This window comes from Allomuricauda sp. R78024, from assembly GCF_044596045.1.
In the GTDB taxonomy this organism is placed as follows: domain Bacteria; phylum Bacteroidota; class Bacteroidia; order Flavobacteriales; family Flavobacteriaceae; genus Flagellimonas.
Map to the genome: position 1 here is coordinate 1,011,230 of NZ_CP138995.1, position 25,920 is coordinate 1,037,149.

The 25,920-nt window shown below is 36.3% G+C and carries 28 protein-coding genes; 17 read left to right on the top strand and 11 right to left on the bottom strand.

The window, feature by feature from the left end; genetic code table 11:
* Positions 1-130: 130 nt before the first annotated feature.
* Entirely contained in the window at positions 131-1,207 is a 1,077-nt protein-coding gene (locus tag SJY44_RS04505) for a sensor histidine kinase (RefSeq protein ID WP_396591446.1), read from the top strand.
* Between the two features lies 1 nt (position 1,208).
* On the top strand, positions 1,209-1,964 hold the full coding sequence (locus tag SJY44_RS04510) for a LytR/AlgR family response regulator transcription factor (RefSeq protein ID WP_396591447.1): 756 nt from the start codon (positions 1,209-1,211) through the stop codon (positions 1,962-1,964).
* 71 nt (positions 1,965-2,035) lie between these two features.
* Here SJY44_RS04510 and SJY44_RS04515 read toward each other — a convergent pair whose 3' ends face one another.
* Both SJY44_RS04515 and ahcY read right to left on the bottom strand, forming a co-directional pair.
* Positions 2,036-3,139 (bottom strand): SDR family oxidoreductase, encoded by a 1,104-nt coding sequence (locus tag SJY44_RS04515; protein WP_396591448.1) that lies wholly within the window; start codon positions 3,137-3,139, stop codon positions 2,036-2,038.
* 91 nt (positions 3,140-3,230) lie between these two features.
* A complete protein-coding gene (gene ahcY, locus SJY44_RS04520) occupies positions 3,231-4,547 on the bottom strand; it encodes an adenosylhomocysteinase (protein WP_396591449.1) in 1,317 nt (438 codons plus the stop codon).
* Between the two features lie 74 nt (positions 4,548-4,621).
* On the opposite strand from ahcY, the gene SJY44_RS04525 reads away from it, so the two are divergent.
* The 7 genes from SJY44_RS04525 (at position 4,622) to SJY44_RS04555 (ending at position 10,725) form a co-directional block, all read left to right on the top strand.
* Positions 4,622-5,263, top strand: a complete 642-nt coding sequence (locus SJY44_RS04525; RefSeq protein ID WP_396591450.1) for a 4'-phosphopantetheinyl transferase family protein — start codon at positions 4,622-4,624, stop codon at positions 5,261-5,263.
* A 44-nt stretch (positions 5,264-5,307) separates the two neighbouring features.
* A complete protein-coding gene (locus tag SJY44_RS04530; protein ID WP_396591451.1) occupies positions 5,308-5,568 on the top strand; it encodes a thiamine-binding protein in 261 nt (86 codons plus the stop codon).
* A complete protein-coding gene (pnuC, locus tag SJY44_RS04535; RefSeq protein ID WP_298924147.1) occupies positions 5,552-6,190 on the top strand; it encodes a nicotinamide riboside transporter PnuC in 639 nt (212 codons plus the stop codon). Before SJY44_RS04530 ends, pnuC begins: the two co-directional genes overlap by 17 nt.
* Complete coding sequence (locus tag SJY44_RS04540; RefSeq protein ID WP_396591452.1) at positions 6,145-6,702, top strand: AAA family ATPase; 558 nt, start codon at positions 6,145-6,147, stop codon at positions 6,700-6,702. The genes pnuC and SJY44_RS04540 overlap by 46 nt, the downstream gene beginning before the upstream one ends.
* A 3-nt stretch (positions 6,703-6,705) precedes the next feature.
* Positions 6,706-8,244, top strand: coding sequence for a DUF4301 family protein (locus SJY44_RS04545; RefSeq protein WP_396591453.1), 1,539 nt, complete (start codon positions 6,706-6,708; stop codon positions 8,242-8,244).
* A gap of 689 nt (positions 8,245-8,933) precedes the next feature.
* Complete coding sequence (locus SJY44_RS04550) at positions 8,934-9,239, top strand: hypothetical protein (protein ID WP_163420334.1); 306 nt, start codon at positions 8,934-8,936, stop codon at positions 9,237-9,239.
* A gap of 136 nt (positions 9,240-9,375) precedes the next feature.
* Positions 9,376-10,725: a sigma-54-dependent transcriptional regulator gene (locus SJY44_RS04555; RefSeq protein WP_396591454.1), complete on the top strand. Its 1,350-nt coding sequence runs from the start codon at positions 9,376-9,378 to the stop codon at positions 10,723-10,725.
* Here SJY44_RS04555 and SJY44_RS04560 read toward each other — a convergent pair.
* Entirely contained in the window at positions 10,700-13,171 is a 2,472-nt protein-coding gene (locus SJY44_RS04560; protein WP_396591455.1) for a hybrid sensor histidine kinase/response regulator, read from the bottom strand. The two genes, SJY44_RS04555 and SJY44_RS04560, sit on opposite strands and share 26 nt — an antisense overlap.
* Positions 13,172-13,472: 301 nt before the next feature.
* On the opposite strand from SJY44_RS04560, the gene SJY44_RS04565 reads away from it, so the two are divergent.
* Both SJY44_RS04565 and SJY44_RS04570 read left to right on the top strand, forming a co-directional pair.
* Complete coding sequence (locus tag SJY44_RS04565; protein WP_396591456.1) at positions 13,473-15,626, top strand: TonB-dependent receptor; 2,154 nt, start codon at positions 13,473-13,475, stop codon at positions 15,624-15,626.
* 44 nt (positions 15,627-15,670) lie between these two features.
* Positions 15,671-16,669, top strand: coding sequence for a Gfo/Idh/MocA family protein (locus SJY44_RS04570; RefSeq protein ID WP_396591457.1), 999 nt, complete (start codon positions 15,671-15,673; stop codon positions 16,667-16,669).
* Positions 16,670-16,675: 6 nt separating this feature from the next.
* Here the strand turns inward: SJY44_RS04570 and SJY44_RS04575 are convergent, their stop codons facing one another.
* The gene (locus SJY44_RS04575) at positions 16,676-17,113 is read right to left on the bottom strand and encodes a Rieske (2Fe-2S) protein (protein WP_396591458.1); all 438 of its coding nucleotides are present in this window, start codon (positions 17,111-17,113) and stop codon (positions 16,676-16,678) included.
* A 187-nt stretch (positions 17,114-17,300) separates the two neighbouring features.
* Between SJY44_RS04575 and greA the strand changes: the two genes are divergently transcribed.
* Positions 17,301-17,777: a transcription elongation factor GreA gene (gene greA, locus SJY44_RS04580; RefSeq protein ID WP_298924169.1), complete on the top strand. Its 477-nt coding sequence runs from the start codon at positions 17,301-17,303 to the stop codon at positions 17,775-17,777.
* A 72-nt stretch (positions 17,778-17,849) separates the two neighbouring features.
* On the top strand, positions 17,850-18,242 hold the full coding sequence (locus SJY44_RS04585) for an HIT family protein (protein ID WP_396591459.1): 393 nt from the start codon (positions 17,850-17,852) through the stop codon (positions 18,240-18,242).
* Here SJY44_RS04585 and SJY44_RS04590 read toward each other — a convergent pair.
* A complete protein-coding gene (locus SJY44_RS04590; protein ID WP_396591460.1) occupies positions 18,235-18,585 on the bottom strand; it encodes a hypothetical protein in 351 nt (116 codons plus the stop codon). The genes SJY44_RS04585 and SJY44_RS04590 overlap by 8 nt on opposite strands.
* 6 nt (positions 18,586-18,591) lie before the next feature.
* Entirely contained in the window at positions 18,592-19,740 is a 1,149-nt protein-coding gene (locus tag SJY44_RS04595; protein WP_298924174.1) for a HAMP domain-containing sensor histidine kinase, read from the bottom strand.
* Positions 19,741-19,866: 126 nt separating this feature from the next.
* On the opposite strand from SJY44_RS04595, the gene SJY44_RS04600 reads away from it, so the two are divergent.
* Genes SJY44_RS04600 through aat form a run of 3 tightly spaced genes read left to right on the top strand, consistent with a single transcriptional unit; the run spans position 19,867 to position 22,323 of the window.
* Entirely contained in the window at positions 19,867-20,244 is a 378-nt protein-coding gene (locus SJY44_RS04600) for a DUF3127 domain-containing protein (protein WP_298924176.1), read from the top strand.
* A 6-nt stretch (positions 20,245-20,250) separates the two neighbouring features.
* A complete protein-coding gene (locus SJY44_RS04605; protein ID WP_396591461.1) occupies positions 20,251-21,627 on the top strand; it encodes a short-chain fatty acid transporter in 1,377 nt (458 codons plus the stop codon).
* Positions 21,628-21,660: 33 nt separating this feature from the next.
* Positions 21,661-22,323, top strand: a complete 663-nt coding sequence (gene aat / locus SJY44_RS04610) for a leucyl/phenylalanyl-tRNA--protein transferase (protein ID WP_396591462.1) — start codon at positions 21,661-21,663, stop codon at positions 22,321-22,323.
* Between the two features lie 52 nt (positions 22,324-22,375).
* On the opposite strand, the gene SJY44_RS04615 is transcribed toward aat, so the two are convergent.
* From SJY44_RS04615 to SJY44_RS04635, 5 genes are read right to left on the bottom strand one after another with little or no spacing between them, the layout of a single operon-like run.
* Entirely contained in the window at positions 22,376-22,951 is a 576-nt protein-coding gene (locus SJY44_RS04615; protein WP_396591463.1) for a DNA-3-methyladenine glycosylase I, read from the bottom strand.
* Positions 22,952-23,005: 54 nt separating this feature from the next.
* Positions 23,006-23,371, bottom strand: a complete 366-nt coding sequence (locus SJY44_RS04620; RefSeq protein ID WP_298924184.1) for a hypothetical protein — start codon at positions 23,369-23,371, stop codon at positions 23,006-23,008.
* An 11-nt stretch (positions 23,372-23,382) separates the two neighbouring features.
* The gene (locus SJY44_RS04625) at positions 23,383-24,351 is read right to left on the bottom strand and encodes a sodium-dependent bicarbonate transport family permease (RefSeq protein ID WP_396591464.1); all 969 of its coding nucleotides are present in this window, start codon (positions 24,349-24,351) and stop codon (positions 23,383-23,385) included.
* Positions 24,352-24,357: 6 nt separating this feature from the next.
* Positions 24,358-24,651: a hypothetical protein gene (locus SJY44_RS04630; RefSeq protein ID WP_298924188.1), complete on the bottom strand. Its 294-nt coding sequence runs from the start codon at positions 24,649-24,651 to the stop codon at positions 24,358-24,360.
* Positions 24,652-24,672: 21 nt separating this feature from the next.
* On the bottom strand, positions 24,673-24,909 hold the full coding sequence (locus tag SJY44_RS04635) for a hypothetical protein (RefSeq protein WP_298924190.1): 237 nt from the start codon (positions 24,907-24,909) through the stop codon (positions 24,673-24,675).
* Between the two features lie 81 nt (positions 24,910-24,990).
* On the opposite strand from SJY44_RS04635, the gene SJY44_RS04640 reads away from it, so the two are divergent.
* A complete protein-coding gene (locus SJY44_RS04640) occupies positions 24,991-25,914 on the top strand; it encodes a LysR substrate-binding domain-containing protein (protein WP_396591465.1) in 924 nt (307 codons plus the stop codon).
* Positions 25,915-25,920: the final 6 nt, after the last annotated feature.

Consider the following 25,920-nt stretch of genomic DNA (forward strand, 5'->3'; position numbering starts at 1 on the left):
CAAAATTTATTTTCCAGAAAAAATCAGTTAAATCAGCACACGGAACGGTTCAATTTGTTTTTTGACAGTTGATACAGAGATATTGCAAAGGATATAATGTCTTGTGTATCTTTAACAAATAGCAGTGAATATGTTCAAGAAAAAAGCGGTTAAAAAGTTTTTGTTCCGATGGATGGTGGTAAATGTTGTTTACGTGCTTATTAAAACTACCGTAAACCACGAAGTTGAAGAACTAGATACCTTTTTTGCGCCTACAAGTATTTTCTATTACAGCACAGCTTTTCTTTTTTTTATGGTCACCTGGGAATTCAATGACTGGTTGATAAAAAGAGAGCGTAATTATGGAAAACTGGACCTTAAAAATAGCCTGAAGATTTTTGTCCAGACAATGGCATTACTATTGCCATTAAGTGCTGTGATTTATTATTTGGCATTGTTCCCGTTCAGAGAGACTATTGGTATTCACTGTGATGACCCCAAGGTGGAATTTATGGGCGATTTTCTAAGGGCTGGTCTAATAGGTTCAACCGTGGTATTTTTTAATCTGTTCTATTTTTCAATGAAGCAAAAGGAAGAAATGGATGAACAAATGGAAAATTTAAAGAGGGAAATGCTGGCCTCCAAGTACTCTTCTTTAAAAAGCCAGATAAGCCCTCATTTTTTGTTTAATAGTTTGAATACCTTAACGTCTTTAATGTATGAGGATCGTGACCTGGCTTCTGATTTTGTAACTAGATTGGCTTCTAGTTACCGTTATATTTTAGACAATAAAGAGGAGGATTTGGTAAGCTTGCAAAAGGAATTAAGTTTTTTGGATGCTTATGTATTTATGATGGAGGTAAGACATAAAAATGCAGTGGTCATAGAAACGGACATCAAGGTTTCTCCAGATGGGTATTGGATTCCTACATTGACTTTACAAATGCTGATAGAAAATGCTCTAAAACATAATTTGTATTCCAAGGAAAGACCTTTACAGATTTCTATTACTTCTATTGAAACTAATGCATTGGCCATTAAAAACAACCTTAGAAAACGAGAGTTGAAACAAAAGACCACCAAATTAGGTCTGGAAAATATTAAGAAAAGATATTCATACTATACCAATAAAGCAGTTTTGGTGAGAGAAGACACAGACCTTTTTGAGGTTATTATTCCATTATTGGATAAAGAAGTCAAGGAAATCAATTTAATATCTGTATCCTAAAATGAGAGCGGTAATTATCGAGGATGAAGAATTTGCCTCCAAACGATTGACGAAATTGGTAAGGGAAATAGCACCAGAAATAGAGGTTGTTGGCAGTTTAAATTCTGTGGAGAGTGGTGTAAAGTGGTTCAAAAAGAATGACCGCCCTGATTTGATTTTTTTAGACATTCAACTTAATGATGGTTATGGGTTTGATATTTTAGATGATATTACTGATCACCCGCCCGTTATATTTACTACCGCCTATAATGAATTTGCTATCAGAGGATTCAAGTATAATGGGGTCGATTATTTATTAAAACCCATTGTAAAAGCTGATTTAAAAGCAGCTCTTGAAAAATTTAAAAAAAATGTTACCAGAAATGGACATACTTCTACCGATAATCTGGAACATTTAAAACAACTTTTTCATAAGGAATACAAACATCGTTTTATGGTAAAAGTTGGAAATCAGTTTAGATCTTTTAATGTAGAAGATATAGCGTATTTTAAATCGCATGAAGGTTTAATCTGTTTACAGATCCATACTGGACAATCTTACCCCATTGAATATACTATTGATCAGTTGGAGAATATTTTAAATCCTATTCATTTTTTTAGAATCAATCGCAAGTTTATGGTTTCTGTAAAAGCGGTTGTTGAGATTCACAGTTATTTCAATAGCCGACTGCTTCTGAAGTTATTGCCTAAAGAGGAAGAACAGATCGTTGTTTCAAGGGAGCGTACTACTAATTTTAAGCGTTGGTTGGATATGTAAGCGAACATAACATTTTATGGTAGATACTATAAAATGACCATCTCCTTTTGGAATGAGTCATGCCTGTAAGCTTACCACCTTTGATTCCGAAACCCGTTGGTTTTAGCAAACTCCACAGTGGACACCAAATAATCCTCTAAATTATACTTGGGTATGGGCAGAATACTTTCTAATAAGGTAGTATCCCATTCATAAGGTTTTGAAGTTAGGTAAGGAGTTAGATGAACACCAATGGTCTCATAGTAAAATTGCTCTAAAGAGCTTTCAAACTCTGAAGCAGTATCCATTAACTCTTGGGTAAGTCTAAAGTTTTTAAAGTTGACCGTTTCTAAGATTTTGGCAATTCCGTTAAAAATGTTTGTCCCTTCTGAATTGACAATATTGAGTTGTTCAACATCAGTATCGAATACTTTGGCAATCACTTTTGCAGCATAATCTGTTGGAATGATATTAAGCTTACTGTCTATATTTGCCTGTATGCGCACTGCATCAATGGAGGTATTGCGGTAGAAGAACTTGGCAAAAAGATAGAACACCATGTACTTTGAAATAAAAAAACTTGGTTTGTCAAGGATATTTCCACCCAATACACTAGGTCTTAATATTTGAATAGGAATTTTTGATGCCGCCCCCGCTTTCATCAAAAACTTTTCTGCAGCATGTTTTGAAGCCTCATAATAATTACGGTAATCATTCTGCTCTGTAGTCACATAATTATCATTTAGAATTCCGCCTAATTTTCCAATAGAAAAAGCGGTACTGATATAGATGAATTTTGTGAGGTATGGCGTGTAGGCCTTGAATATGTTCTCTGTAAAGGTGAGGTTTTCTTTAAAAATTTCTTCCTTACTGTCTGGATCTACAGATAGGTTCACATAACCTGCTGAATGTATAAAATGGTATTTTTTATTGCTTTGTAGAAAAGTACTGGGTTCAAGTATGTCTTCTGCGGCAATCACTTGAATTTTTTCAGCTATTTCAGTTTTATGTTCACGGATAAATTCTGAAACAACATTGCTCTCAAGCATTTTGAAAATCCTGGCCTCGGGGGAAGCCAAATTTTTCTTACGAACGATTAGATATATCTTTTCCAAAGACTCAAATCTACTTTCAAGGATAGAAAAAAGTATTTGTGACCCTAATGTTCCTGTAGCCCCTGTTAAGATAATGTTCATACAGTAATCGTTGTAGTTGTAAATATCGCATCAAAAAATAAACCCTCGCACAATTGCAAGGGTTTTATTCTTGAATTTAACCTAGAAAAGGCTAATATCTATAATATTCTGGTTTATATGGGCCTTCAACAGTCACACCAATATATTCTGCTTGGTCTTTCTTAAGTTCCGTAAGTTCCGCACCTAAACGAGCCAAATGCAATTTGGCAACTTTTTCATCTAAATGTTTTGGAAGCATGTACACATCGTTCTCGTACTTGTCACTATTCTTCCATAATTCAATTTGAGCTAAAGTTTGATTGGTGAATGAATTACTCATTACAAAACTAGGATGTCCAGTTGCACAACCAAGGTTTACCAATCGGCCTTCAGCCAAAATGATAATATCTTTACCTTCAACAGTGTATTTATCTACTTGAGGCTTAATCTCATCCTTGGTATGACCATATTGACCATTCAGCCAAGCCATATCTATTTCGTTATCAAAATGTCCAATGTTACAAACTATAGCCTTGTCTTTCAAAGCGCGAAAGTGTTCTTCACGGATAATATCCTTGTTCCCAGTTGTGGTAATAACGATATCAGCTTTGCCAATAACAGTTTCAAGTAGTTTTACTTCATAACCATCCATACATGCTTGCAACGCACAGATAGGGTCAATTTCGGTAACAGTTACAATGGCCCCAGCACCTCTAAAAGAAGCAGCAGTTCCCTTTCCAACATCACCATATCCTGCAACTACGACCTTTTTTCCAGCTAACATGGTATCGGTGGCACGGCGAATAGCATCAACAGCACTTTCTTTACAACCGTACTTGTTATCAAACTTAGATTTGGTAACAGAGTCGTTTACATTAATAGCAGGCATGGGTAGCGTGCCATTTTTTACTCTTTCGTATAAACGATGTACCCCAGTGGTAGTTTCTTCAGAAAGCCCTTTGATTGCCCCAGCTAACTCAGGGTATTGATCCAAAACCATATTGGTTAAATCTCCACCATCATCCAAAATCATATTCAAAGGCTGTCTGTCTTCTCCAAAGAACAGAGTTTGCTCAATACACCAGTCAAACTCTTCTTCATTCATCCCTTTCCATGCATAAACCGGAATTCCTGCAGCGGCTATTGCAGCAGCAGCATGGTCTTGGGTAGAAAAAATATTACAAGAGCTCCAGGTAACATCTGCACCTAATTCAACTAAAGTTTCAATTAAAACTGCAGTTTGAATCGTCATGTGCAAACAACCAGCAATCCGAGTGCCTTTAAGGGGTTGTTCATCCTTGTACTCCTCGCGTAATGCCATAAGACCCGGCATTTCCGCTTCAGCAAGTTCAATTTCTTTGCGTCCCCAATCAGCTAGGGAAATATCCTTAACCTTGAATGGTATATAAGGAATTGTTTTAGTGCTCATATTTTTATTGTTAATTTACTTTTGTAGCTTCGTTTATATAGTCTGCAAAGGTACAAATAACTTAAATATTCGCCGTGCCCATTTACAAAACGATCACAGTTTCGCCTACTACTTCCGTATATCTTTGGAAGGTTACAGAGCCCGAAGATGAATTATCTGAAGGGATTGTGCTTACACCCCATTGTCAAAACCGCATGGATGGCATGAAATCTGAAGCTCATAGAAGAGCATTCTTGAGCATTCGGCATCTTTTGGCACTAACAGGATATATAGACAGCGATTTGTTTTATGACGACATGGGCAAACCGCATTTAAATGACGGTAATCATATTTCTATAACCCATTCCCGTAATTTTACAGGTATTATTGTGAGCGAGACGGACGAGGTAGGAATCGATATTGAAATGCAACGTGACAAAATTCTTCGAATTGCTCATAAGTTTACACCAATACAGGAGTATAGAACTTTGGCCAATACAGATGCAATAATTAGAAAATTGACCATGGTTTGGGGCGCCAAAGAATCTCTTTATAAGATTTATGCACAAAAAGGACTTAGTTTTTTACGGCATATAGATGTCATGGATTTTACATTTGATGATAGTAGGACGGTGGCAGAGATTTTGTATAAAGGGAAAAAATCTCATTACGATGTTGAATTTTTGGAATTCGAAGGGTTTACATGCGCGTATGCTCTCAAATTAATGGGTAATTGACAGTTTGCTTTTTACTAGCTTTGCCCTTAAAATTTGCATAACCCATGAACATATCAGTAGAACTTACATTGACTCCTCTTCAAGGTAATTTTGAACCTCCAATTATAGATTTTATCAAAAAATTGCGAGCATCAGAACTTACTATCCTGGAAAATCCATTAAGCACCCAAGTTTATGGTGAATACGATAAAGTCATGGAATTACTTCGAACTGAAGTAAGGGAAACTTTTGAAAATTTAGAACATGTGGTGTTGAGTATGAAGATTGTAAAATCGGATAGAAGCGGGTATGAGCCACATTTTTGATTGGATTTTTGCCCAATATGAAGGCGTCTCCACGCATCTAATTATATTGGAAATGGTAGGTGTGGTCTTTGGTCTTCTTAGTGTTTGGTACGCTAAACGAGAAAATATTTTGGTCTTCCCTACCGGAATAATCAGTACAGGCCTTTTTGTTTATATTCTTTTGGTTTTTGGCCTTTTGGGGGACATGCTAATCAACGCATATTACTTTGTAATGAGCATAATAGGATGGTATCTATGGACCCAAAAAGTAGATGAAACCCATTTTGTTCCTATTACCGAAACCACTTCAAAAGAAAAAATGTGGTCAGTTTTATTGTTTGTCGGGGCGATCGTTTTTGTATCAGTAGTATATTATGTGTTTAATAAATTCGATACTTGGACAGCCTATGTAGATACGCTTACTACAGCAATTTTTTTCGTTGGAATGTGGTTGATGGCAAAGAAAAAATTGGAAAATTGGGTGTATTGGATTATAGGTGACATTATCACGGTACCTTTGTATTGGTATAAAGGGCTTATTTTTAGCTCCCTGCTATATTTTTTGTTAACCCTTATTGCCATCTACGGTTATAAAGCATGGAAGAAAAATTTGGGCAAGAGCCCTCAGACCTTGTTAAAGTAGTTTTATTTGGTCCTGAATCCACAGGGAAAACGACCATTTCACAGCAATTGGCCAGACATTACAATACCGTTTGGGTGCCGGAGTATGCTCGGGAGTACTTACAGAATAAATGGAATAATGAGCGTAAGACTTGTGAGCCCCATGATTTACTTCCAATTGCGGAGGGCCAAATTCGGTTGGAAAATGAATTAACCAAAAAGGCTACAGACCTGCTTGTTTGTGATACTGATTTACTAGAAACAAAAGTATATTCAGAAGCATACTATATTGGTCATTGTGACCCAATCCTTGAAAAATATGCTTTGCAGAACACATATGACATTTACTTCCTAACTTATATAGATACTCCTTGGGAAGCTGATGATTTACGTGACAAACCCAATGAACGGGAACAAATGTTTGCTTATTTTAAAGAAACCCTGGAGAAATATGATAGGAATTTTGTTATTTTAAAGGGAGATAAGGCACAACGACTTTCAACAGCAATCCAACACATTGATAAACTCCTCTAGAACATGATCGACTTAAGTCAAAAAGATTCAGAACAACTGGAAGAAAAAGGAATTTCCAAGGAAAAAGTATTCGATCAAATTGAAACATTTAAAGAAGGAATTCCATTTGTAAAGTTGGCTAAGGCAGCTGTTGTCTCAGATGGAATTTTACGGTTTTCTGTCGCGGAACAGACCGATTTGGTACAGTATTTTGAGGACTCCCGCGGAAGATTGGAACTTTTAAAATTTGTACCCGCTTCTGGAGCTGCTTCGCGCATGTTCAAAGCCATGTTCAACTTTTTGGATGTTTATGATTCTTCAAAAGAAACACTTTCCGAATATATTGATCGGACTGGAGATAAGGCTGTAAAACAGTTTACGGAAGAGATGTCCAGTTTGCCTTTCTATGAATTAATTATGGATAGGATTACTGGAAAAGCAGCCAGCAAAGATGAGGAAGCATATTTGTTTGTGAAGGAAATGTTGGTGGAAGATGGATTAAATTATGGTTTCTACCCTAAAGGCCTATTGCCTTTTCACAAATATAGTTCTGGGGGCGCTACTCCATTTGAAGAGCACTTAAAGGAAGCGGCACTATATGCAAAAACAGATGGGAAGGCCAATCTTCATTTTACCATATCAGAACAACATGATGAAATGTTCAAAAAAGAACATTCAAAAGTAAGTCCAAAGGTTTCTGATGCCACAGATACCGAGTTTAGGATTTCTTACTCCAATCAAAAACCATCTACAGATACTATTGCTGTAGATATGGAGAACAAGCCTTTTAAAAATAGTGATGGTTCAATTCTTTTTAGGCCTGGAGGACATGGAGCATTGATTGAAAACTTAAATGACCAGGATGCTGATGTTGTTTTCATCAAGAATATTGATAACGTTGTGGTTGATGAGAATTTAAAAACTGTTGCTAATAGTAAGAAAATGTTGGCAGGAGTATTGTTAAAAGCTCAATCCAAGGCATTTGAATATGCCAAGGCACTTGATGCCAACACCATTTCTTCCGAGCAAATAGGCGAGATAAAAGCCTTTTTAGAAAAAGAACTGAATGTACGCTTTGCAGAAAACTATGGTCAAATAGGATTTGAAGAGCAGCGTTTAATTCTAAGAGATAAAATAAATCGCCCAATTAGAGTATGTGGAATGGTTAAAAATGAAGGAGAACCTGGGGGAGGTCCATTTTGGATAAAAGATACGGAAGGAAATGTCTCGCTTCAGATTATAGAATCTGCACAAATAGATATGGGCAATGAACAACAAGCGGCAACGCTAAAGAATTCAACTCATTTCAACCCGGTCGATTTAATTTGTGGTGTAAGAAATCATAAAGGAGAAAAGTATAATCTGTTGGATTTTGTTGACCCAAAACAAGGCTTTATTACTGGTAAAACCCAGGAAGGAAAGGAGTTAAAGGCATTGGAGCTTCCAGGACTTTGGAACGGTGCTATGGCTTTTTGGAATACCATCTTTGTAGAAGTACCCTTGGTAACTTTCAATCCTGTAAAAACAGTGAACGATCTTTTAAAAGCAACACATCAAGCATAAAAACGAATAAATATACTTGTAAAAAGACCGCAATTGCGATCTTTTTTTGTTTTAAATGTGACCAAACCATTAAAAGTGTGTCTTAACAATAAGGACGAAAACAAAGAGTATGGTAAAGTCAAGATTTAAGGTTTTACAAAACGATAAGGCATATCTAGGCGTGGTTGCCTAGATTATTTTGGTTGGTTGATTTGGTTGAAGGTCGTACATAGTGCGACCTTTTTTTGTGACCTAATCTAAAAGGATGTGTCCAATTAATAGAAATGCGAAATAATGCTTTATAAAATAGTATTGGTTATAAGTATTCTATCCTTTTTGCTATCTATTTTTTTGGTGGCATCTTATTTGAATAAAGAAAATAGGGGAAAGAAAAGAAAATAATTTGGATGATGCTATGCGAACACTAACCGTGCGTTGTCCATTCCCGCCAATATCATTTTAAATCTTATCTCATAGAATGGGTTTTAGGATATTGGCAAGATTGAAAAAGGCTGCTTAGGCAGCCTTTTTTGTATAAAAAATATACATTCAGCACTACTCCTTACACATAATTACACAGCGATACTTATTTACTCTATTTTTTAATAAATTGATTATCAATAAATTAAATTGATTTTTGCACTATTTTGAATACTGGCACTAGATTTTCATATAGATAGTCAAGTTTAATTTTTAAAATAGAATACACCATGAGAAAATTGATTTTTGCAACTGTTTTATCTTTTGTTGGTTTAACAGCTATCGCCCAAGAAGAAACTGCTGAACTACAAGCAGACGAAACTACAGTAGTAAGTTCAACACAGGATTTTGAGGAAATAAGCGTATCCGACCTTCCTGAAGCTGTTGCAGCTGCTGTCGCAAAAGATTATCCAACAGCTACTGTTAATAAAGCTTATAAAAATGAATCAAATCAATTCAAATTAGAATTGTCATTGGAAGATGGTACTTCTGGGACATTGTATGCCGATGGCGAAGGGAATTGGATAGAGATTTAGTACAAATTTGATTAATCGTGTTAGGTTAGTTTGGTTAAGGAGAGGTCTGCATTGTCGGGCCTCTCCTTTTTATGATAATTTTACAATGCACTTGAAGTCCCATCCTAGTTCAGTATCGTATATTAGATACTGAGATATGCCCAAAATCTTAATCATTGAGGATGATACCGCTTTCTGTCAAATGCTCCAAAAGTTTTTGACCAAGCATCATTTTGACATTTCTACAAGTTTTACTATTCAAGAGGCCAAAGAGGAATTAAAGACCTCTTTTTTTGATGTAATACTATCAGACGTAAGATTGCCCGAGGGGGACGGCGTTGCACTGCTTTCATCAATAAAGACTGATTCTCCTAAAACCCAAGTTATACTAATGACAGGCTATGCCGAGGTAAAGACCGCGGTAAGTGCCATGAAAAAAGGGGCGTTCGATTATATTTCCAAACCCTTTACCCCAGAAAATATCTTAACGGTAATTAAAAATGCACTGAATACGGAAACGCAGAAAAAAACAGAGCTTTCGGAATCTAAAAATGAAAAAGTAGCGCACACCAACAAAAAGAAATCAAGCATTATTGCTGGAACCAGTGAGGTTTCCAGAAAGTTATTACAGTATATAGATTTGGTTGCGCCCACCAATATGTCAGTTTTAATAACTGGGGAGAGTGGAACAGGAAAAGAGGTCACGGCTAAAGCTATACATGATAAGAGTAAGCGAAATAATCAAAATTTTGTGGCGGTGGATTGCGGTGCAATACCAAAGGAGATAGCAACAAGTGAATTCTTTGGGCATCTAAAAGGAAGTTTTACAGGAGCTGTTGAAGATAAAGTGGGTCATTTTGAGGCTGCAAACGGAGGTACACTGTTTTTAGATGAGATTGGAAACCTTACCTATGAAAATCAAGTGCAATTGCTTAGGGCACTTCAAGAACGAAAAATAAAACGAGTTGGCAGCACAAAAGAGATTACTGTAGATATACGAATAATCACTGCTACAAATGAAGATTTATTGGAAGCTGTTGACAAGGGAACTTTTAGGGAGGATCTATACCATCGATTAAATGAGTTTTCCATTGAGATACCTTCGTTACAAGAACGGTGCGAAGATTTATTAATTTTTGCCAATTATTTTTTAGACAGAGCAAACGAAGAGCTCGGTAAGAATGTGTTGAGCTTTTCAGATGAGGTTAAGCATACGTTCCATAATTATTCATGGCCAGGTAATCTTAGGGAGTTAAAAAATGTAATAAAGCGAGCTGTACTGTTTTCAGATGGAGATGTAGTAATGTCAAGTTCAATCCCCAAAACATTGGGCAAGTCTTCTGAGGTGTCATCAAAGGCCAAGTTTTCTAAATCCAATTATGAGAAAGAAAAAATTCTCAGCGCTTTGAAGCAGACCAACTTTAACAAGAGTAAGGCTGCCAAGCTTTTACAGATAACAAGGAAAACCCTTTATAACAAGATCAATCAATATCAATTGGAAGTGTAGTTAAAAAAGTACTTATAGCTTCCTCTAAATTTGAAATAGAGAGTTTTAGTTTTTCAAAATCCTGAAGGTTTTTCTTATGCTTGGAATCATCTGAAATATGCTCAAATTTCTCAAGTGTCGGTATTGCGATATCCACTTTTAATTGTCGGAACATCGGAAGCATTTTATGCGAAATGGACGTTATTTCGCTATAGTTTCTATTTTCAATAGCTATAGAAAGCAAATTCATATTATTAGCTGTGTTTTCCAGAAAACTATCCAAAACCTCATATACTCCTTGAGAACTATCTAAAAAGGAAGAGATTGTTTCCGCACTGAACAATTCAGAGTTTGATTTTTGTGTGATGTTCTGCAACGGATTTCCAAAACTATATGGCTTAGAAACATTTAGAACGCTACCAATTGCATCTAACAAAATCATACGAGAAAAAGGCTTTTGCAACACTTCGGCAAACCCTGCATTAGTATAAAATTTTTTGTCCAAATCTCTTTGGCCTGTCATAGCAATTATAGGTTGATTTTTATAGTGTTCGTAATTTCCACTCTTCAAATTTTTAATCACCTCAAATCCATCAACAGCGGGCATTTGTATATCAGTTAAAACAACATCATATTGAAAGTCATCCATGCTATTAAAATCCTCAAAATTTGAAAAGGTTCTAGTAGGGATTGCGTGCATTTGGCATACTTCGGCTAACAGCCCTAATAGGGTTTCATCGTCGTCAAATATCAGGAGGGACAGATGATGACTCTCATAAGTACTCTTCAAAGGCTTCTGAACAGGAATTTCTGTATTCGAAAACTCTAGGGGCAATGAAAGTGTAAAAGTACTTCCTTGATTTTCTTTGCTATCTAAATGTAAAGTACCCTCCAGTAATTGTGTCAATTTTTTAGAAATGGTCAAGCCCAAGCCATAACCTCCATATTTTTTTTCGATGGAATCTTCTGCTTGTGTAAACTCTTTAAATATGAGTTCTTGTTTTTCTTGCTCAATACCAATACCAGTATCAATAACCATAACATCAATAAATGGTTTGCCTCCAATTTCTTTGGTAATAGCTTTTACCTTTATATAACCATTATGGGTAAACTTAAAAGCATTGCCAAGGAGGTTGGTTAGTATTTGTCTGACCCTAAATGGATCTCCAATAATTGGGATTCCCAATTCTTCGGCAATTTCTAATTTAAGTTCAATAGCTTTCTTATGATAGATTTCTTGAAAATTAGAAGCTGTTTCTACAATCAGATGAGAAAGTACATAAGGCACTTTTTCTATTTGGATTTTTCCTGCTTCCAACTTTGAAAAATCCAAAAGATCATTGACCAAATCATCAACGTATTTTGAAGCGGATTTTACATTTTTCAGATATTGCGACTGTTTATCATCTAAGCTGCTGTGTTCCATTAACTCCGTGTATCCGCTAATGGTGTTTAAAGGGGTTCTTAAATCATGGCTGACAGTAGAAATCAATTGTTCCCTGCTTTTCAAGAGGGATTCGGAGTATACCTTTTCTTTTTCCAACTGCTGACGGTATTGCTGTACTTTCCAAAAATCTTTTGTGATTAAAAACGTAAAAAGACAGACAAAAAGAAAACCCAAAACGACTGCTACTATGGTTAATTGGACACTTCTTTTTATGACCTGTTGCTTATTTAAATTGTCCATGTAGGCGCTCATGATAATTTCCTGCTCAAAAGCTGAAATCATACTTCTCAGCTTTTGCGAAAGTTCTAGGTCTGCCTTGTAAATTTGAAGCTCTTTCTCAATTAGGGAGCGCTCTATTTTTGCGTTTTTTGATTTGGCTTGCTCTAAAATGGATTTAGATAGTTGTAATACGGAATCTATATCTGTACTGGTTGCATTTTCACTCGATTCTTTTGGAATATTTTTATTAAGTATAACTACATATTCTCTAATGGATTGCTGCGTTTCAGGTGAAAGCTGTTCAAAATTGGGAACAAAGGTTTCTGGGGTAATCCTTCCCAAATCCACTTCCATTTTGTTGAACTTTTTCAGTAAAGAGTCAATTGGGGCGCTATTTTCATTCTTTACTTTTAGTTTTCGCAACTCAGCGTTGTTATAGACTTTTTGTTGCAGCAACTTTTGAACACTATCCAACTTAACAGCCTGAGTGCCATTTGTTGTTAAAAGTTTCAAACTGTCAATGGAGTTAAATATGGAGTCTACCTTTTGCGCATATGCTTTTACATCCCCTTTTTTCTTACTCTGCAAGGCCAATTTTGATAAATTCTCTGCTTCATAAATATCGGTGAGCAACGAGTTTGTCTTTAACAACTTGATGCTATCCTCTTCCTTGTTTTGAGAAGCATTGTAATTTTTGAATTCGGAATAAATAAAAACTGTGGCTAAGAGTGCCAATACGCCTAAAACTAAATAGCTGGTAATTATTTTTAAGGTAAATCTTCGTTTAGATGTGGGGTACATATAAAGTGTTATTCCTAATACATACGAAATGGGGCATTAGAAAGATTGTTGGAAAAAGTTAATTAACACGTTTTTTTTCTATGAAAAATGAATTTGAGGAACTACATTTGCCCCATCTCAAAGGGGTGCTAAGTCCTGAATTTTTTTCAGGATAAAGCTGAGATTATACCCAATGAACCTGGGCGGGTAATGCTGCCAAGGGAATGCGCATAGCGCATCTTGGAATTTCCATGTTTCTTTTGAAACAAAAACCATTTTTTAACAAGAATAATGGCCCCTTTTATTCGTAACATTTTTACGAATGAAAACTTTATTCACAACTATGGCCCTTTGCGGGCTGGCACTCAGTGGCAGTGCACAAGAAAAACCAAAAGATTCTTTAGAAGGTAAAAAAATTGTACTGGACGAAGTGTTGGTTCAAGCGATTAGGGTAACAAAAGAGTTTCCCATTACTTTTTCCAATTTGGACAAAGAAGATATTGCTCCTAGAAACTTGGGGCAAGACATCCCAATTTTGATGAATTTTTTACCTGCAGTTGTCACAACATCAGATGCTGGAGCGGGAGTTGGTTACACGGGCATCCGTGTTAGAGGTAGCGATGCAACAAGGGTAAATGTGACCATTAACGGTGTTCCTTATAACGATGCCGAGTCACAAGGAACTTTTTGGGTCAATATGCCTGACTTTGCTTCATCTACAGAAAGTCTTCAATTGCAACGGGGAGTGGGTACTTCTACAAACGGTGCCGGAGCTTTTGGCGCAAGCTTAAACTTATTGACAGATGCCTTTACTGAAGAAGCTTATGGAAGAATATCCTCATCCATTGGAAGCTTTAATACCCTAAGGAATAATCTAAAGTTTAGCACTGGTCTGCTCAACGACCATGTTGAGATTTCAGGAAGACTATCAAGAATTACCTCTGATGGATATGTGGATAGGGCAAGCTCAGAACTGGATGCATATTTTTTGCAGGGGACTTATAAAGATGATAATACGCTGATTAAAGCATTGCTTTTTGGAGGCCATGAGATTACCTACCAGTCCTGGTTTGGAATTGATGCGGAAACATTAAGAACCAATCGAACTTTTAACCCAGCCGGAATATATACGGACGAAAATGGCAACACTCAGTTTTACGATAGAGAAGTGGACAATTACAAACAAGACCATTTTCAATTACATTGGAATGAAAGTATTGGTCTTGGGTGGAGTTCCAATATCGCGTTTCATTATACAAGGGGAAGGGGTTATTTTGAGCAATTTAGAGAAGATGATGATTTTGCAACCTATGGTTTTGAGCCGTTAACCGTTAACGGAGAAGCGGTAAATACAACAGATCTGATTAGGAGAAGATGGTTGGATAATGATTTCTATGGTACGGTTTTGTCTCTAAATCACAAGAAAGAAAATTTGACCCTAATTTTTGGAGGAGGCTATAATGTGTATAAGGGGGACCACTTTGGAGAAGTTATCTGGGCCCGTTTTGCCAGCAACAGCAATATTAGAGATCGGTATTATGATGATAATTCTACCAAAACTGATTTTAACGGTTACGCAAAGGCCAACTATAAACTAAATAGTAAGTGGTCCATATTTGGAGATTTACAGTATAGAGGAGTAAGCTATGAGGCCAATGGTGAGGATACAGGGTTGGTTGATGACACTTTTAACTTTTTCAATCCAAAGACCGGGATTACTTTTAATCTGAACCCAAGCAATAATTTCTATTTTTCATATGCTGTTGCCAATAGAGAACCCAACCGAAACGACTACGAGAATGGAAATCCCAAACCAGAACGGTTAAATGATTTTGAGTTGGGATGGCGGTATGTGTCACCAGATTTTCAGCTGAATACCAACGTGTATTATATGCGCTATAAAGATCAGTTGGTGCTTACTGGAGAGTTAAATGATGTAGGCGCGCCATTACGCGCCAATGTCGGAGACAGCTATCGATTGGGATTGGAGATAGATGCAAACATCAAATTAGGAAATAAGTTTGCATTGCGACCAAATGTTGCATTAAGTGATAATAGAAATATCGATTTTCTTTTTCAAAGAGATGGAGCGCTTCAGGATTTGGGAAATACAAATATTGCTTTTTCACCTAATGTAGTAGCAGGTAATATTCTTTCATTTTTGCCAAACGAAAACTTTCAGTTATCCTTACTTTCAAAATTTGTAGGGAAACAATACATGGGTAATATCGATTCTGAAACTTCTGTTCTGGAAAGTTATTCGCAAACAGATTTTAATGTGCAGTATGTTATTGAAACAAACTCTTTTATAAAGAGTATTGTGCTTTCTGGCTTGGTCAACAATATTTTTGATGCGGACATCGTGTCAAATGGCTTTTTTTTCACCTTTGATGATGGTGATACCACAGTAGAACAAGCTGGACTTTATCCGCAGGCTGGCATCAATTTTTTATTCGGAGCCACAGTTAATTTCTAGCAAGAACCAATACTATTTTAAGGGATTCTGTATTTTTATAAAAGATGACAGAATCCCTTTCTTTTTTTAACAAATCACCCATAAGATGGGGCGTTATAGGTTGCGGAAATGTTACTGAGAAAAAAAGTGTCCCAGCCTATCAAATGACCCAAGATTTCCAGGTGAATATGGTAATGAGGCGCAACGCTGAAAAGGCAGAGGATTATGCTAAAAGACACAAAGTTCCAAATTGGACGACCAACGCAAATGAGGTTATCGAGAATCCTGACATTGATGCCGTTTATATTGCTACTCCGCCAGATACCCACAAGTTTTATGCACTTCAGGTTGCAGCAGTCGGTAAACCATGCTGTATAGAAAAACCAATGGCTCCAAATTATCAAGATAGTTTGGCCATTTATCAAGCTTTTAAAACAAAAAATCTACCGCTTTTCATTGCTTATTATCGTCGTTCCCTTCCAAGATTTAAAAAAATAAAAGAATGGTTAGATCAGAAATTAATAGGAGAGGTAAGACACATTCATTGGCAGAAAACAAAACCTCCCAGTGATATAGATTTAAGCAGGGAATACAATTGGAGAACAGACAAAGCTATTGCCCCCGGTGGTTATTTTGATGACCTGGCCAGTCATGGGTTGGATTTATTTGTGTATTTATTGGGAGATGTAAAAGAAGCTCATGGTACTGCTATAAATCAGCAAGGCTTATATTCTGCTAATGATGCCATTGCGGGAACTTGGCTTCATGATGGTGGAATTACAGGAGAGGGTAATTGGAATTTTGGAACCTACCACCGTATTGATAAAGCTGAAATATTAGGTTCTGAGGGGAAAATAAGTTTTTCCGTTTTCGATGAAGGCCCAATTGAATTGGAGAATGCTTCGGGACATCAAGTTTTAGAAATTCCACATCCTATACATATTCAGCAATTTCATGTGCAAAATATAAAAAAGCACCTTTTTGGAAAAGCAATACATCCTTCTTTGGGGGATTCTGGACTGCATACCAGTTGGGTTATGGATAAAATATTGGGGAACCACTGATGGCAACTAGTTGGAAATAGTTATGGTGTTTCCGCTTTGTGTGGCTCTATAAAAAAGCAAATCATAATAACGATTGCCGTCATTGGGCCTGTCCAATTGCTGCCCAGTAAAAAGGCTATAGGTATAATCCTCACACGAACATATCACATTTTGCCCATCAATGGTCATTGTAGAACAATTATTGGGTGCATGATTGGGGCAACTTGCTTCAAAAGCAAAAAAGGTATCTAACCCAGACTTTATTACAAAAGCACCACGAGTTCCTACACCGTTGTTTCCAACATAGACAGGGTTGCCAATGTTATTTAGCCCGCTATAAAGTGGAAGATTCAAATTGAGGTCAAATCTAAAACTTACTTCTTGAAGGAAAGGATTTCTGTTGGTACTATCAGAGTCACAAGAAATCAGAAAAATCAATAAAATACAGCTCCAGAAGTGCTTCATAGTGTGGATTTCAAAACGTTATTTGGACAAATTTGGGCAAAAAATACCTATATTTGCGTTAAATCCTCGCTAAAAACCTATGCTTGTCATAGAGGCAGTTGGGGATTTTTTGTATTTGTAGCAATAAAGTGCATTGGGAAAATAATTGTATTTTCTTCAGTGTTCTTTTGTATTAAAATATGGCGATATGAGTAAAGTATCTTATTATACAGCAGAAGGATTAAAAAAACTAAGGGAAGAAGTCAACTACTTAAAAGATGTGGAAAGACCTAAAGCTTCCCAAGCCATAGGAGAAGCAAGGGATAAAGGAGATTTATCTGAAAACGCTGAATATGACGCAGCCAAAGAAGCACAAGGTCTTTTAGAGATGAAGATTTCCAAAATGGAGGAAACTCTTGCCAATGCCAGACTAATAGACGAATCTCAATTAGATACTTCAAAAGTATTGGTTTTATCTACTGTAAAGTTGAAAAACCAAACCAATGGCATGGAAATGAAATACACCTTGGTAGCCGAGAGTGAGGCTGACCTCAAGACAGGTAAGATATCTGTTACTTCTCCTATAGGGAAAGGATTATTAGGCAAGTCGGTTGGGGATGTTGCGGAAATTACTGTGCCCAATGGAACGTTAAAATTTGATATTTTGGAGATTACCCGAGATTAGAAGATGCTATAATCCTTATATTTAATCTCGTTCCTAGCGGGATTTTTTATTCAAAACCAAACCAAACCAAGCATGCCCAGTATTTTTACCAAAATCATTAGTGGAGAGATTCCCTGTTATAAGATAGCGGAGGACTCAGACAATTTTGCTTTTCTAGATATCAATCCAAATTCAAAAGGGCATACGCTCTGCGTTCCAAAAAAAGAAGTGGATAAATTAATGGATTTAGATGAAGAAGCATATACCAAGCTCATGGTATTTTCCAGAAAAGTAGGAAAGGCCATTGAGGCAGCCATAGAATGTAAGCGAGTGGGCATGACGATTATAGGCTTGGAAGTTCCTCATGTTCATGTACACCTAATTCCGCTTCATAGTATGAAGAATGCAACTTTTGGTCACAAAGAAAGCATGGGCCCTGAAGAATTTGAATCTATTGCAGAAAAAATCAGAAGTTATCTTAAATAAGACCTTCCATATAAAAATAGACAGCCGTTCCACCTAAGCCTAGAATGAGCAACAGTATTATGAAGAAAAGTGTAGTGAACTTTACCGAGGTTCTATCAGGAGTTACCAGTTTGTTATAATACTCAAAAACCTTTTCAATATCTGGAGTCCAGTTTACAGGATAAATTAGAGAATAACATTTCTTACATTTTATCTCATGGGTAACTTGATCTGTAGTCCTATGAAAAAACGGGTTGTAAGTATGTTTCTGGTAAAAAGTGAGCTTAAGCTCCTGGTTAAAGCACTCAGGGCAGTTATTGGTAATTTCGGCTTCTTTTATTGCAATCTGTTTTTCCTTTGCCATGACTCATTAAACATTTGCTTTAAGGGAAATTTGCATGATTGTTCCTTCTTTACTTGACGAAAGTACTTTAATTTTTCCTTTATGGTACTCTTCCACAATTCTTTTTACCAATGAAAGCCCTAGCCCCCAACCTCTTTTTTTGGAGGTCACCCCTGGACTAAAAATACTTTGAAAATCACTTTTTGGAATGCCATGTCCTGTATCTGAAACCAAAATATTTACAAATTGACCTTTTTTCTCAATCTCTATCGTAATATTTCCTCTCCCTTTCATAGCATCAATTCCATTTTTTACAAGGTTTTCAATGCTCCAATTAAACAAAGGGGGATTTAAAAGAACAGGTAATTCATCAATACCAGAAGTAAAAGAAAAATGTATAAGCTTGGAACTTCTCCGTTTTAAATATTCATATGCTTTTTCAGTTTCTGAAACAATGTCATGCACTTCCAGATCTGGAATGGACCCAATTTTTGAAAAACGGTCGGTAATGGTTTCCAGCCTGGTAATATCCTTTGCAATTTCTTTGGTGATATCTGGGTTGATACTTTCAGATTTCAAAAGTTCGTTCCAACCTAAAAGCGAAGTTAGTGGAGTTCCTATTTGATGTGCAGTCTCTTTTGCCATTCCGGCCCAAAGTTTATTTTGTTCTGATGCTTTGTTTGTTTTGAAGAAAAAGAAAATGACCGTTCCAAAAAGAAAAATTATTAACAATAGGGCTAAAGGGTAATATTTCAATTTATTCAGAACTTCTGAGTTTCCATAATAAAGCGTTTCCAACAGCTCCTCTTCTTGAATAATGTGTATGGGGTCATTCTCACTTTCAAACTGCCTTATTTTTTTTTGAATGTAAATGCTGTCTGCTGCTTTTTCCTCAGAAATATTGTGTGTTTTTATGGAACCTTCCTCATTTACCAAAATCATTGGGGTAGAGGTGTTATTGCCCATAACTTTTAAAGTTAAGTTTCCCAATTCTTGGTCTACGGAAGATTGGATGAGCTCTAACTGAGCGGTTGCCCAAATTTCCATTTTTAACCGTTCCTCTTCCTTAAAATTCTTAAAGAAACTATTTGTGTTCCAAAGAATTAGGCTTACAATAACGAATGCCGAAATCAATAGGGTAATATTGGAAGCCTTCTTTTTGGGGCTAAAGTTCATTTTTTTGGTTCAATTGTGATTAAAGATAGAAGAAAATGTAAAAATATGTTGATAGTTCGTTGTTCTACATGGTTTTTATTAGGGTTCATTTTATGTATTTTTGATGCTTATTGAAAAGTAGCATAGATGGAAGTCCAAGGAAAAATTAAAATGATTGATGAAACCAAAACCTACGGTAACAATGGTTTCAGAAAAAGAGAATTGGTAATTACTACAGAGGAGCAATATCCTCAGCATATTTTGGTTGAATTTGTGCAAGATAAATGCGATTTGCTTAACAGTTACAGTGTGGGGCAAATGGTAAAAGTGAGCATCAATTTAAGAGGTAGAGAGTGGGTAAACCCACAAGGGGAGACCAAATATTTTAACTCTGTACAAGGTTGGCGAGTAGAGAACTTGCAAACGGAGGGTGCTGCAGAAAATATGCCACCGGTTCCACCAATGGAAGCTTTTGAACCCGCAGATAACCTTAAAGAGGAAGATCACGACGATTTGCCATTCTAGTCCGCTTTGGGTCTTACCAAGGTAATAGAACGTGTATTTAGAAGGTATTTACCTTCACCTTTTACCATTGCAGTACTTTTAACAGTACTGACTATTGCACTTGCTTTAATTTTTACTGAAAACACTTCGGATAAAAATCATTTTGCGGCTGTTCTTTCCTATTGGGAAAATGGAATTTGGAACAATGGTCTTTTGGTATTCGCGTACCAAATGATGCTCATTTTGGTTCTGGGTCATGTTTTGGTTTTGAGTAAACCTATGGAACGGTTAATTCTGGGAATTACCAAGCTTGTAAAAAACACTTCTAACGCCGCTGTATTGGTGGCATTGCCAACAATGTTGGTTTCCTTTTTTAATTGGGGATTAGGGCTGATTTTTGGAGCTATTTTAGCTAGAAAAGTTGGTGAATATGCACAAGCAAATAACATCCCAATCAATTATCCTTTAATAGGCGCTTCTGGGTATGTGGGCTTAATGGTTTGGCATGGGGGAATAAGTGGATCTGCTCCAATAAAGGTTTCAGAAGCAGGGCACTTAAAAAGCTTATTAGAAGGAATTTCCAACGTTGAACTCCTAGGTCAATTGCCAGAAACCATTTCTACCTCGCTTACGGTATTCAGTTATTGGAATCTTGTTCTATTTACCATTGTAACTTTGTCTATTGCCATTACGGTGTATTATCTTGGGAAAAGAGTAAGTCCCAGCAATGTTAATTTAAAAGAGTACAAATTTAAATCTGTTGAGAAGGAAAATCTGGAAGGAGCGGAAAAATTGGATTACTCAAAAATAGCAGCTACATGCTTTGGGGTTTTAATTTTAATTGCTTTTTTGCTTCAATATTTACCAGCTCTAAAGACTCTTAACATCACTCCAAACATGCTCAATTTCTTTATGTTGGGCCTGGCAATCATCCTCCACGGAAGTTTTAAGAGTTTTTTGGTTGCTGTAGAAGAAGCTATTGGGGACACTGCCGGGATTTTGATTCAATTTCCATTGTATTTTGGTATTATGGGGATAATGGGGAGCAGTGGTATGATTAATAGTATTTCGGATTTTTTTGTTTCAATAAGCACCACGGTGACGCTACCCATTTTCACTTTTTTAAGCGCTGGGCTTGTCAATATTTTTGTTCCAAGTGGGGGTGGTCAATGGGCTGTGCAGGGACCATTAGTATTAGAATCTGCTATGCAGTTGGACGTTCCATTGCCTAAGGCAATTATGGCCTTGGCCTACGGCGATCAGGTAACAAATATGTTGCAACCGTTCTGGGCTTTGCCACTTTTAGGAATTACAAAATTAAAGGCCAAAGAGATTTTACCGTACACCTTGATTTTTATGCTGATTGGGAGTTCAGTTTATATAGGCGGGCTTCTTATTTTATAAGCCTTTTTCCGTAATTTTATTAAAAATTGCACCTTGGAAAAAGACTCGAAAAACCTTCCTTTATTTTTTTTGGGAGATAGGTTGGAATTCCCCCCAGTGGAAGCTGCCAATGAAGATGGTCTTCTAGCAGTAGGAGGGGATTTATCTCCAGAGAGGCTGCTTTTGGCTTATAAAAGTGGGATTTTTCCATGGTTTAATGAGGACGCTTTGATTTTATGGTGGAGCCCTGATCCGAGAATGGTTTTATTTCCAGAGAAAATCAAAATTTCAAAAAGTATGAGAAAAGTATTGCGTGCTGATCAATTTAGATTGACGCAAAATGCATGCTTTGAAGAAGTGCTGGAAAAGTGCGCAAAAGTTGAGCGCAAAGGCCAGGAAGGAACATGGATTACTCCAAAAATGAAATTGGCTTACCTAGATCTTTTTGAGAAAGGCTTTGCCAAATCTTTTGAGGTATGGCAAGGTGATGTTTTGGTTGGAGGTCTTTATGGAGTGGATTTGGGACATGTTTTTTGTGGAGAAAGTATGTTCAGCACCAAACCAAATGCATCTAAATTTGCTTTTATAAAAATGGTTCAGGAATTTGAGAAAAAAAACTATAAACTTATTGATTGTCAAGTTTATACGGAACATCTTGAAAGTTTAGGGGCAGAAGAGATTTCAAGGGATTACTTCATGAAAATTTTAAAAGGATAGTGCACACTGGTCAAAAAGAAAAACACATTTTGAGGAAATCCGATATCTAAATCTATGGATGGTCATGCACTTCGTCATACCTAAAACAGCTTACCTCATGATCATTCACCATCCCCGTGGCCTGCATTTGGGCATAGATTACGGTACTTCCAACAAATTTAAATCCACGTTTTTTTAAATCCTTGCTAATGGTGTCTGAAAGTGGTGTATTAGCAGGCGCTTCTTTGTAGTTCTGAAGTTTGTTTTTAATGGGTTTTCCATCTACAAACTTCCAAATGTAAGTGCTAAAACTTCCAAATTCCTTTTGAACCTCCATAAAAGCTTTTGCATTTGAAATTGTAGCATTTACTTTTAGTTTATTTCTAATTATCCCAGGATTATCTAAAAGTTCGTCAATTTTGTTTTGGTCATAATTGGCAATCTTTTTGTAATCAAAATTATCAAAAGCCTTTCTGAAATTTTCTCGCTTTTTTAATACGGTAATCCAACTTAGCCCAGCTTGGAATGTTTCTAAAATTAGGAATTCAAATAGCGTTTCATCATCTTTTACGGGAACGCCCCATTCATTGTCATGGTAATCTTCGTAGAGCGAATCACCTTCGCACCAGCCACATCGGTGTTTATTCATTGATAAGATTTTATCTAAAGATAATGGAAATTGTGTTTTCCATTTGACCTTAATCTATAGAGGAATAAGCTCTTTGGCAATAATGGCTTGCTCAATATTCACATACAGCCTGCTTTGCCCTCTATAGAAATCATTTTTATCTTTTCTTTCCAAAATCACCTTTTGATCCGCATTGGTCAGTTCCAATATTCCAATAATCACCACAGTCTGGTTGATTATTTTATGTGATGGTATAATTAGTTCTACGTCTGATGTATTTTCTTTTAATGAATCATAGAGATATAGATAAGACTTATTCGCTGGCTCCCCTATTTTAAATGGGGCTCCTAGCTTTACCTCATAACTTTTATGGTAAGGTTTTGAAGGAGTTTCATCAGGTTTGCGATTTGGAAAAATAACAGGGTATTCTTTCTTTTTCATTTGTCATGGCTTTATGGTTGAAAGCATTGTATTATAAACAGGTAAAGCGGCATTCCTAAAGTAATGTTGAAAGGAAAGGTGAAAGCCAGTGCCATTGGTACATAAAGACTTGGATTGGCCTTTGGAGCAGCTATTCGCATTGCAGCCGGTACGGCAATATAGGATGCACTCGCCGCCAAAATGGCAAATAGAAAGCGATTCCCAACACTTTCGGTAATAAATTGACTGAACCAAGCTACAAAGCAACCATTGATTACTGGTAGACCAATTGAAAAGATAAGAGCAAACCAGCCCTTCTTTATAAAATCATTCAGTTTTTTTCCACTAGTAATACCCATATCCAAAAGAAATACTGCTAGAAAGCCTTTGAAAATATCTGTAGTGAATGGTTTAATGCCTTCTGCTTGATGTTCATTGGCCAAAAAGCCAATCGCCAAACTACCCAAAATCAATAGTACACTACCGTTTGTTACAGAATGATGCAAGACTTTCTTAAAGTTGCTTTTCTCTTCTTTTCCTTTTTTGAAAAAGGCCATCAACAATACTCCTACAATAATTGAAGGTGCTTCCATTAAAGCCATTACTGCGACCATATGCCCGCCAAAATCTATATTTTCAATTTCTAGGAAAGAAATTGCGGTCACAAACGTGACCGCACTTACAGAGCCATAAGCCGCCGCTATTGCGCCGGAGTTTTCAACACTGAATTTTCTTCTTAGAATAAAATAGGCGAAAACTGGAATTGAAATAGCTAAAAAAATACCGAATAACAGTGACCATACTATTTCCATGTTAAAATCACTATGGGAGAGCTCTAGCCCTCCCTTAAAACCTATTGCAAAAAGGAGGTATAGTGAAATAAACTTTGATGAATTTTGTGGAATTTCAAGGTCACTTTTTAATTGAACCGCTATGATACCAAGAAAGAAAAATAATAGAGCGGGATTGGTTAAGTTATCAATAAGAAGGTGTAGATCCATTCAGTTTTACTCTTCCAAAGAGATTTTAAGAATACCATCAATACGAAGCCTTTTTCCTTCACTTCTTAAGCTATTAATGAATTCATTCGCAATTACTTTTTCTCTTTCCAATTCGGCTATTCTTTCATCTGGATATTTGGTGTTGACATCTCTGTCCCCTTCGGACCATGATAAACGTTGAAGTTTGTGAAAATTAATTTTTTGGTCCAACAAAGATGTAATAACATCGCACGCCTCAGATGGAGTGAAGCTGCCATCAACCAATTGTATTTTTTGTTTTGTCTCGATTAAAGTTTCCATTTTTCTAGTTTTTAAATTGTTTTAGATTTTTTTTGTTTGTCTCTTTCCAATGATGTTAATGGACAATAGACCAAATATGATTGACATTGAGATGCTCAGCCATCCAAAGAATAGAAAATCATTAAGTGCAGAAAGTATTAGAATGCTACCGAACATGAAGCCCATAAGAGCGTAGTATATTGGGTAATATTTTTCTGTGTCCTTTATATTTGTTTTTTTGCCCAAGAGTTTTTGAGCGTGTGAAAGTTTGTATAGCATAATTTAAATTTTTTACAAAGGTGTAAGGTTTTAATCATATATTTTTATTTATATTTATTATACTTTATATAAATATATTTTATGAATTATACATTGCACCAGCTCAGAATATTCTCCAAAATCACTGAAAAACAAAGTATTACCAAAGCTTCAGAAGAGCTGCATTTAACGCAACCAGCGGTATCCATTCAATTAAAAAATTTTCAGAATCAATTTCCAATTCCATTGACAGAAGTTGTAGGAAGGCAATTGTTTATTACTGATTTTGGTATGGAAATATCCTTAGCGGCACAAAGGATACTGAGCGAGGTAGATAGCATAAATTATAAACTGCTAAGTTTTAAAGGAGAGTTGGCAGGACGGTTAAAAGTTTCTGTAGTATCAACAGGTAAATACGTTATGCCTTATTTTTTATCAGGTTTTATGCGTGATAACCCTGGAGTTGATTTAAACATGGATGTGACCAATAAGGCGCAGGTGGTTGAAAGCCTTGAAGAGAATCAAGTGGATTTTGCGCTTGTAAGTGTCTTGCCAGATCATTTGAACTTGAACAAAATCGATTTAATGAAAAATGTACTCTACTTGGTGGGCAATCCCAAGTATTTTGAGAAAGTTAAACTCAGTAAAAGCGCTTTCTCTAAGGATACACCACTAATTTTTAGGGAAAAAGGCTCGGCGACAAGAGCAGCAATGGAGAATTTTTTACTTCAAAAAAGTATTACCATTGCCAAAAAAATAGAACTGACATCCAATGAAGCAGTAAAACAAGCAGTGATAGCAGGTCTAGGCTGTTCCATTATGCCATTGATTGGACTTAAAAATGAGTTGAGCAATGGAGAATTAAAAATAATTCCCATAAAAAACCTGCCTATCACTACTGTGTGGAATTTAGTTTGGCTAAAAAATAAAAAGCTTTCACCAGTGGCTTTGGAGCTCCTTGATTATTTAAAGAACCAAAAGCAAGAGATAATTAATACCAATTTTGAATGGTTTGACCAGTACTAAATATTT